The 8570-nt window shown below is 67.9% G+C and carries 11 protein-coding genes and 1 pseudogene; 9 read left to right on the plus strand and 3 right to left on the minus strand.

The genetic code is table 11. The features are described 5' to 3' along the window. Together QOC69_RS30555 and QOC69_RS30560 are read right to left on the minus strand one after the other, a co-directional pair. Window positions 1–346: pseudogene (locus QOC69_RS30555) on the minus strand (hypothetical protein); the annotation flags it as partial. A gap of 15 nt (window positions 347–361) precedes the next feature. After that, on the minus strand, window positions 362–1186 hold the full coding sequence (locus QOC69_RS30560; protein ID WP_526446258.1) for a nuclear transport factor 2 family protein: 825 nt from the start codon (window positions 1184–1186) through the stop codon (window positions 362–364). Between the two features lie 119 nt (window positions 1187–1305). Here QOC69_RS30560 and QOC69_RS30565 point away from each other — a divergent pair, with 119 nt between their 5' ends. The 3 genes from QOC69_RS30565 (at window position 1306) to QOC69_RS30575 (ending at window position 3884) form a co-directional block, all read left to right on the plus strand. After that, window positions 1306–1677, plus strand: a complete 372-nt coding sequence (locus QOC69_RS30565; protein WP_526446259.1) for an Rv0313 family protein — start codon at window positions 1306–1308, stop codon at window positions 1675–1677. A gap of 66 nt (window positions 1678–1743) precedes the next feature. After that, window positions 1744–2166, plus strand: a complete 423-nt coding sequence (locus QOC69_RS30570) for a hypothetical protein (RefSeq protein ID WP_526446260.1) — start codon at window positions 1744–1746, stop codon at window positions 2164–2166. A gap of 65 nt (window positions 2167–2231) precedes the next feature. Next, window positions 2232–3884: an acyl-CoA synthetase gene (locus QOC69_RS30575; protein ID WP_526446266.1), complete on the plus strand. Its 1653-nt coding sequence runs from the start codon at window positions 2232–2234 to the stop codon at window positions 3882–3884. 4 nt (window positions 3885–3888) lie between these two features. Here QOC69_RS30575 and QOC69_RS30580 read toward each other — a convergent pair whose 3' ends face one another. After that, complete coding sequence (locus QOC69_RS30580; RefSeq protein WP_526446261.1) at window positions 3889–4356, minus strand: SRPBCC family protein; 468 nt, start codon at window positions 4354–4356, stop codon at window positions 3889–3891. Window positions 4357–4394: 38 nt separating this feature from the next. Between QOC69_RS30580 and QOC69_RS30585 the strand changes: the two genes are divergently transcribed. From QOC69_RS30585 to QOC69_RS30610, 6 genes are all read left to right on the plus strand, one after another. Then, window positions 4395–4868 (plus strand): VOC family protein, encoded by a 474-nt coding sequence (locus tag QOC69_RS30585; RefSeq protein ID WP_526446262.1) that lies wholly within the window; start codon window positions 4395–4397, stop codon window positions 4866–4868. Continuing rightward, the gene (locus QOC69_RS30590) at window positions 4865–5647 is read left to right on the plus strand and encodes an SDR family NAD(P)-dependent oxidoreductase (protein WP_526446263.1); all 783 of its coding nucleotides are present in this window, start codon (window positions 4865–4867) and stop codon (window positions 5645–5647) included. Before QOC69_RS30585 ends, QOC69_RS30590 begins: the two co-directional genes overlap by 4 nt. Before the next feature lie 734 nt (window positions 5648–6381). After that, window positions 6382–7026, plus strand: coding sequence for a peptidoglycan endopeptidase (locus tag QOC69_RS30595; protein WP_526446264.1), 645 nt, complete (start codon window positions 6382–6384; stop codon window positions 7024–7026). Between the two features lie 327 nt (window positions 7027–7353). Next, entirely contained in the window at window positions 7354–8097 is a 744-nt protein-coding gene (locus tag QOC69_RS30600; protein WP_526446265.1) for a GntR family transcriptional regulator, read from the plus strand. Then, window positions 8094–8321 carry a 4Fe-4S dicluster domain-containing protein gene (locus tag QOC69_RS30605; protein WP_029114105.1) on the plus strand — a complete coding sequence of 76 codons (228 nt, stop codon included), beginning with the start codon at window positions 8094–8096 and terminating at the stop codon, window positions 8319–8321. Before QOC69_RS30600 ends, QOC69_RS30605 begins: the two co-directional genes overlap by 4 nt. 106 nt (window positions 8322–8427) lie before the next feature. Beyond that, window positions 8428–8570 (plus strand): FAD-dependent oxidoreductase (locus QOC69_RS30610; protein ID WP_526446267.1); only part of this gene is annotated, 143 nt, incomplete at its 3' end.

The raw sequence follows: 8570 nt of genomic DNA on the forward strand, positions 1-8570 counted from the left end.
TGAGCAGCAACGGTTCGGCGGCCAGCGCCGTCGCCCCCAGGGCGATCTCCCCGAACACCATGAACCGAGGCTTGTCGATGCGCAGGTCGATGACCATGTCGATCTCCAGCGGGATGCGGATCGAGAACGTGATCTGCTCGCCGACGTGGCGGGTCACCGACGGCGTCTGGACCTTCACCTTGGCGGTGACCTTGGCGATCCCGCCAGGCCCCTGCCCCATCGGGCCCATCTCGAACTCGTTGCCTGCGATCTCCGCGATCGCGTCGCCGACGCGCTCCTCGGTGACCGCGATCTCGAAGAAGCGGCGGCCGAATTCCTCATAGGTCAAGTACTCGTGGTCATGCATGGTCTGGTAACCGTCTCACGTCCGCGGCCCGAACAGTCGGATCCTGGCAATGGCGAGCGGCCCGGACCGCATCTCGGCGATGAGCACCTGGCGCCGCCCATCTGACTCGATCCCGGCCGCCACCGTGTCGCCGGCGGCGATCAGCTTGCGGAACTGCGAGCCCGCCAGCCGGCTCACCAACTCCGACGTCGCGAGCCGGCCGTCGTCGCCCAGCGTGATGAGCACCCCGTCGGAGAGTCGACGCCGGACGGCGACTTCGTCTCCGGCGCACGCGTCGTCGAGGAACGCGGTCAGGTGGCGTTTACCGCGCGCTCCCACGCCCCGGAAACCCGACATGAAGCCCACCGTTCCCCCGAAACGCTGGTTCATCAGCAACCCGCGGGACAGCGAAAGGCCCGCAGGCACCGCCGCCAGTCCGGCCCTGGCGAACTGCACCGCCATCGCGGGCAGCTCCCAGTGCGCTTGCAGCCGAGCGATTCTCAGCTCGCCGTCGCTTGTTTCGACGTCGTACCTCAGGTAGGCGGGGATCCGCATCACCAGCGAGTCCGCCATCGACACCTCGAGGTCGACGTCGCGGACGACCGTGCGGCCCACGACGATGTCGGTGTCGCGGTCGAAGGTGATGTCGCGCGGGCCGATGAACGTGTCGTAGAACCGTTCGATCTCGGCGCGGCCAGCGTGCGGGCTGGACCCGACCGGGTCCTCGACTCGTCCGCCAGGAGTGAACAGTCCGACCCAGGCATCCCTGTCGTGTGCACCCGTGGCCGCAGGCGATCTCTCGACGATGGCCAGCAGCTCGGCGCGGCTGGGCGTGGTGCCGGTGGGCTGGTCGTCGGACATGACCTCATCGTCTACCAGAGGCCCCGCCCGCGCGGACGTCGTGGCGAACATTGCTGATGACGCGCACACTGGTGACAGACTGCGAGCCCGCGTCACGATCCATCTGCAAGGAGGCGACGATGAGCCAGAACGGACCGTTCGGCATCGACCCCGAGGATTTCGACCGCGTGTTCCGGGAGGCCGGCGACGGCCTGCGCGACGCGCTCGACCGTCTCGGCAAGGGGGCCGGCTGGGCCACCCTGCTGGATCAGATCACGCGGCAGTCGCGGCCCAAGTCGGAACCAGAGACCACTGGGGAGACCGGGGACGGCGTCTGGGCGATCTACAGCGTGGACGCCGAGGGCGGTGCCCACATCGAAGAGGTCTACCCCGCCGAACTCGACGCGTTGCGCGCCAACAAGAGCAACACCGACCCCACCCGCAAGGTGCGGTTCCTGCCCTACGGCATCGCGGTGAGCGTGCTCGACTCACCCGAGCAGCCGCCTGCCTAGTGAAACCGCTCGGAGCCCGGCACGCACCCGTTAGGCTTTGCCGCAACTCCGAGGAGGCCCTTCGACATGATTCGCGAACTCGTGATCGCCGCCGCCGTCGCGGCCGCTGCCGTCAGCCTGGCGCCGTCGGCCGCCGCCGATCCGAACAACGACTATCCGGATCTACCGGGTCACTACTCGACCGACGTGCCCGGCATCAACTACGACGCCCATCTGGCCGGGCCGTGCGACAACTATCAGGTGTTCACCTTCGGGCGCGGCCCCGGTGGGGAAGCCTTGGCCTGCCACTGGATCCCGAACCAGTGGCCACCGATCGACACGGGGTTCTGGGTGTCGTCCTATCCGCTGTACGGCCAGCAGGACATCGGTGCACCGTGCCCCGGTCCGAAGTCGGCAGCTCAGGCGCCCGACGGCCGCGCGATGGTGTGCCTGGGCGCGCAGGGGTGGCAGCCGGGCACGCTGACGGGGGCCGGTTTCTTCCCTGGCTGAGCGCGACGGCCTTATGACCATACATTCAGCGAAGAGATGTATGGTCATCGTTCGTGAGCGTTGTCATGGGTGACGTGTCCTTCAACTTGTCCGATGTGTTCGGCACGGTCGCGAGGGCGATTCCCGACCAGACGTTCCTGGTGTGGCGCGACCGGCGGCTCAGTTACGCCGACGTCGACGCGCGAGTCGACGGGTTCGCGCACTACCTGGCGTCGTTCGGGCTCGGCTGCCACACCGAGCGCGACTCGCTCGCCGGCCACGAATCGGGCCAGGACCACCTCGGCATCTATCTGCGCAACGGCAACCAGTATCTCGAGGCGATGATCGGCAGCTACCGCGCGCGGGTGGCCCCGTTCAACGTCAGCTACCGCTACGTCGAGGAAGAGCTGGTCTACCTGCTCACCGACTCGAAGGCCCGGGCACTGGTCTATCCGGCCGAGTTCGCACCCCGGGTGGCCGCGATCCGCGACCGGCTGCCCGCCCTCGAAGTGCTCATCCAGGTCGCCGACGGATCCGGCAATCCCCTGCTGCCCGGTGCGGTCGACTACGAGACGATCCTCGCCACGCCGGCCCCTTCGGACGGCATGCCGACACCGTCGGGTGACGACCTGTACATCCTGTACACCGGCGGCACCACCGGCATGCCGAAGGGCGTGCTGTGGCGCCAGCACGACATATTCCTGTCGTCGATGGGCGGGCGCCCCTTCGGCAGCGACCAGTTCCTGGCGTCCCACGACGAACTCGCCGACAAGGCGCGCGCGTCCGCCGGCGCGATGTCGATGATGATGATCCCGCCGTTCATGCATGGTGCGGCCCAGTGGGCCACCTTCAACGCCGTGACGATGGGCGGGCGCCTGGTCATCCCCGACGACGTGGAACGGATGCGACCGGCTGCCGTGCTGCGACTCGCCGAGCGCGAGCGGGTGCTGAGCATCCCCGTCGTCGGCGACGCGATCGCCCGCCCGCTGCTCGACGAGATCGAGACGGGCGACTACGACCTGTCCGGCCTTGTGACCTTCAGCAATGGCGGCGCCCCGCTGTCGCCGACGGTGCGCGACCGCCTTCTGGCGGCATTGCCCCACATCATGCTGCTCGACGCCGTCGGGGCGTCCGAATCGGGCGCCCAGATGAGTACCTACGCATCGGCGGGCGCCGAGACGCAGGCCGCGACGTTCAACCCGCAGTCCGACACGGCCGTGGTGTCCGCGGACCTGGATCGGGTGCTCTCACCCGGTGAGGGGCAGGGCTGGCTGGCGCGCCGCGACTTGATTCCCCTCGGCTACCTCGGCGACGAGGCCAAGACCGCGGGGACGTTCCCCACGATCGACGGGGTGCGGTGGTCGGTGCCCGGCGACCGGGCCAACGTTCTCGACGACGGCCGCATCCAACTGCTGGGCCGCGACTCCGTCACGATCAACTCCGGGGGCGAGAAGATCTTCGTCGAGGAGGTCGAGCGCGCCATCGCCGCCCACCCGGGTGTCTATGACGTGGTGGTGGTGGGCCGGCCCTCCGAGCGTTGGGGCAGCGAGGTCGTCGCGATCGTGCAGCTCGCCGAGGGCGGGTCGGCCACCGACGAGGAACTCGTCGAGGTGTGTCAGAAGTCCATCGCGCGCTACAAGATCCCCAAGTCGTTCATCCGCACTCCGAAGGTGGTGCGGTCGCCTGCCGGGAAGGCCGACTATCGCTGGGCGAAGGAACTCGCGGTCGGCGGCGCGTGACGGCTCAGGCGAAGTACTTGCGGATGCCTGCGAGCATCTCGACGTGCGCGGCGACGGCCTGCCGTACCGTCACCGCCGCCAGCGGACGAGGGGTCTGGATTCGGAGCCGCTCGGTGATGCGGGTGCCGTCGCCGGCCTCGGCGAAGGAGACCACGCCGTCGAGCGCGACGCGGGGAAACTGCCGCGCCTCGGTCAGCACGTCGCCGTGCACCGGAACGTGCAGGCGGGCCGTATAGGCGATGCCCAACGCGAATGGCCCGAGCGGAATGCGATCGCGGACGCGGTAGGTCTGGGTGTAGCCGTCCGCGGTCACCGTGCGCGCGGTCGACTGCACCGAGACCACCAGCGGGTGGACCAGCTTGATGTTGTCGAGGTCGACGTAGAACGCCCGAACCTCCGCGGGCGGTGCCTGGACCACGTCGGTGATGGTGCGCTCCGCGCTGGCGATCCACCAACTGGTTCCGCGAGTCACCCGCCGAATGTAGCGGGTGCGCGCGGTAGCTTGTCGACATGGCGGACGGGCAGGCCGATGTCGGCCTCGGCACACAGTTCTCGCACGTGGTCATCGCGGTCAGCGACATGGACAGCGCGCTCGCCTTCTACCGCGACGTGCTCGGCATGGACATCGTCTTCGACCAGGAACTCTCGGGTGAGCCGTTCTCGGGTCGTGCGGTCGGTGGCCTGGTTGGCGGCGCCAGCATCGAACTGCTCTACCTGCCTGGGCAACGCCCCGACGAGCCGGCCGCCACGTACAGACCCGTTGGCCTGCAGGTGATCTCGTTCTCCGTGCTGGACCTCGATCACTCCCACGCAGCGATCAAGGCCGTCGTCGGCGACCGTGCCCAGAAGCCCTTCGAAGTCGAGGGCGTGCGAATGTTCTTCGTCACCGATCCCGACGGCACGGTGATCGAGTTCGTGCAGTTCCCCGACGGCGCGCGCACCCCCGCCGAACTCCACAGGGGCATTCCCGGCGGTGACGCGTGAGCAGCGAGTTCTCCCATCCGCGGTCGCTGGCGGGACGCACCGCGATCGTGACGGGCTCCGCTCAGGGCGTCGGCAAGGGCATCGCGCAGGCCCTTCTCGGTCGGGGCGCGACGGCGCTCCTGGTCGATCGCAACGAGCACGAGCTGGCAGCCACGTCGGCCGAGTTCGCCGAGTCGGGGTTCAGGTTCGAATCCCTACCGGCCGACCTGCGGGATCCCCAGAGCCCGCGCCGGATCGTCGGCGCCGCTCTGACCGCCTTCGGCCGGGTCGACGCTTTGATCAACAACGCGGTCGCCACCAACGAGCCCAAACCGTTCGTCGACATCACCGTCGACGACTACGACCTGGTGTTCGACACCGCCCCGCGCGCCACGTTCTTCCTTATGCAAGCCGTGTATCCGACGATGGCCGCCGCAGGCGGCGGCGTGATCGTCAACCTCGGCTCGGGTTCGGGGACGGGTGGGCAGGCGCGCTTCGGCGCCTACGCCGCCGCCAAGGAAGCCGTCCGTGGCATGTCGAAGGCCGCCGCACTCGAGTGGGGACGCGACAACATCAGGGTCAACGTGGTGTGCCCGTTCGCCGACTCGGAAGGCGTCCAGTTCTGGCGGGAGATCGCGCCGAAGGACTACGAGCGCGCACTGAAGTCGGTGCCGCTGCGGCGGGTCGGCCGCACTGCTGAGGACATCGGAGCCGTTGTGGCGTTTCTGGTCAGCGACGAAGCCGAATATCTCACCGGCCAGACCATCCACGTCGACGGCGGCATGGGCGTATATCGCTGACGCGCTGCAGAACCCGCGCGCCGTCCAGTTCCTCGAACTACCACCTGACAATTCACGGCACGTTCCCGATGGCCGAGGACTCGGCGCGCGAAAGACTCAACAACCTCGGGCCCGGCGGGCGGCTTCCTCAGGGTCGCACCATCGGGCATTCCGTTCTTTCGCGATCCCTACCCGCGTCGCTGTGGCCGATCTGATCGAATTCCGTTGCACCGCTGATGATCACAGGCATGTGGTCGAATCGAGGAACGAAACACCTTGATGGTCAACCGATTCAGCCCTTCGGACCAACTCCCGCTCGTCAATGAGCGTCATCACAACCACGGTGTCACCTTCGGCCGCATATGGCGCAAACGGCGTGAACTCGGCCCCGGCAGGCCCTCGAACGCATTGCGCATAGGTGAGGCTCACTTTATCGATTCAGCAGAGGCCTGCACTGTCGCCCACGTGCAGTTTGAGCAACGGCCGATGCAACCCGCCGCCATAGGCTAAGGCATTACCGCGCGGCTTCGCCTAACGCATTCAGAAACCATGCCTGAACAGGGTTTTCGACGCGCCGAACGGTTCGCTTGACGAAAGTCGCTCTCGCGCAGCATTGCTACTCGCGCCGTCACCATCACCTTCGCGAGAAGGCCAGTCGCCCAAGGTGTTTTGTCGAACATGTTCTTGCCTCGAGGAACGTGATGGCCGCCACATATTTTGGTTTCGGGCAAAGTCCGTTGTTAGTGTCCGACCGCATGATCGGATTAGCGACCGCAACCCTGCTGACACTCGTCAACCAGGTCTCGGGTACGCCGTACGTCTCGGGTGGCGACTCGCCGCACGGGACGGACTGCTCCGGCCTGGCATCGTGGGTGGCCAACGCCGCCACCGGCAGGCCCGTCTACGGCGACAGGTTCCACACCGCGAACGAAGAGGCCGCCCTGCTGGCTCGGGGCTTCAGGTACGGCACCGCGCCGGGCGCCCTCGTGATCGGCTGGAATTCCGGCCACACGGCGGTGACGCTGCCGGACGGCACGCCGGTGTCCAGCGGTGAACGCGGCGGTGTCAGGGTCGGCGGTGGTGGCGCCTTCCAATCCCAGTTCACCCATCACATGTATCTCCCGGTGGCGCCGGAGGCGATCGACGAGGCCCCCGCCGACGCTCCGCCCCCGCCGTTCGACCCCTTCGCGCCGCCTCCTCCGCCGGCCGACCCCTTCGCGCCTCCTCCGCCGCCGGCTGACGTCGTGGAGGTCGGATTCGTGGAACCTGCGCCCGAGGCCGCTCCTGGAGCTCCCGAGCCCGGCCTGGCGCTTCCCCCGGCACCGCCGGAGGGAATTCCCGCTCCAGCCCCCGAACTCGTCCCCGCGCCCGCACCGGACGCCCCCACCGAGGTCATCTGACCGGGCGTATTCCTCGACGGCCCTGATCGCGCCGTACAACCACGACCCTGATGCCGTTCTGGGAGGCCCGGAGGTGCTCGCGGGGGCGCCTGGGCGCCCTCACCCACTTCGACTCACCGGGATTGCAAATCTGGCTGCCCGACGCCTGGTGGCGCAATACCCGCATTCGGCCGGATATCGGCAGGTCCACTCCGCCGGCAGGCGGCGCATTGCCGGACCACCCAACCGCGTACGGACGATGCCGTCGGGTGGGCTCTGACATCGGTCTTAGCGTGATTCAGAAGTCCATTGAGAGGCTCATACAGACCATCGGCGACGAGGAGGGACGTGACCCACGCGGAGCCAACGCCCATCCGCCGTCCGCGTGCCGACCAGGCCCGGCTGGTTGCCGACGTCCTACGCCATCAGATCCACGCAGGCGGCTATCCCGACGGACTGCCCTCCGAAGGTGAGCTGGCAACGGAGTTCTTCGTGTCACGCAATACCGTCCGCGAGGCGCTCGCCGCACTGAAGACGGAGGGCCTGATCGGCCGCGGACCCAAGGTCGGCACGCATGTCGCCATCCGGAAGTACGACCACGGTCTCGATGCGCTCGTCGGCCTCAAGGCCACCTTCAAGGGGTACGGCGAGATCCGCAACGTCGTGCGCGCCGCCATGCCGGTTGCCGCTCCCCCCTCCGTGGCCAATCGATTGCAGCTCAGACCCGGCGAGGAGGTCATCTTCGTCGAGCGGCTCCGCTTTCTCGGCGACCTGCCGGTGAGCCTGGACATGACCTACCTGACACCCGAGATCGGCGCCGCCGTCCTCGAGAGTCCGTTGGAGACCAACGACATCTTCGCGCTCATCGAGGAGGCCACCGGCCAGCGCCTCGGCACCGCAGCCCTGGCCGTCGAGGCCGTGGCGGCGGACGCACACACGGCGGCCCTCCTTCAAGTGCCCGACGGCGCCGCGGCGTTGTTGCTGGAGCGACTCACTCACCTCGACGACGGCACACCCGTCGATCTCGAGTACATCCGGATGCGTGGCGACCGAATCACGCTGCGCGGCAACCTGTTGAGGGAAACGCTATGACACTCGTCAACCAACGGGTCGACGTCCCCGTCACCATCGACGAGTCGCTGTGCATCGAGGGCTGCACGCTGTGCGTGGAGATCTGCCCGCTGGACTCGCTGGCGATCAACCCGGAGAACGGCAAGGCATTCATGCACGTCGACGAGTGCTGGTACTGCGGGCCGTGCGCGGCGCGCTGTCCCACCGGCGCCGTCACCGTCAACATGCCCTATCTCCTGCGCTGAAGGACCACCCGTGAAACGCATCCGCGCCACGCTCCTCGCCGCCGTCAGCGTCAGCTCTCAGGTCTGAAGTGATTGCCGCACTCGATCATTCGGAGCTCGTCAGCTAATGGACATCCCCGCGCCAGAAGGTGCCCTCCGGCTCGACTGTGACGTGCTGGTGATCGGCGGCGGCACCGCAGGAACGATGGCCGCTTTGACGGCGGCCGACAACGGCGCCCAGGTGCTGCTGCTGGAAAAGGCGCACGTGCG

The sequence above is a fragment of the Mycobacterium sp. genome (assembly GCF_032162105.1).
In the GTDB taxonomy this organism is placed as follows: Bacteria; Actinomycetota; Actinomycetes; order Mycobacteriales; family Mycobacteriaceae; genus Mycobacterium.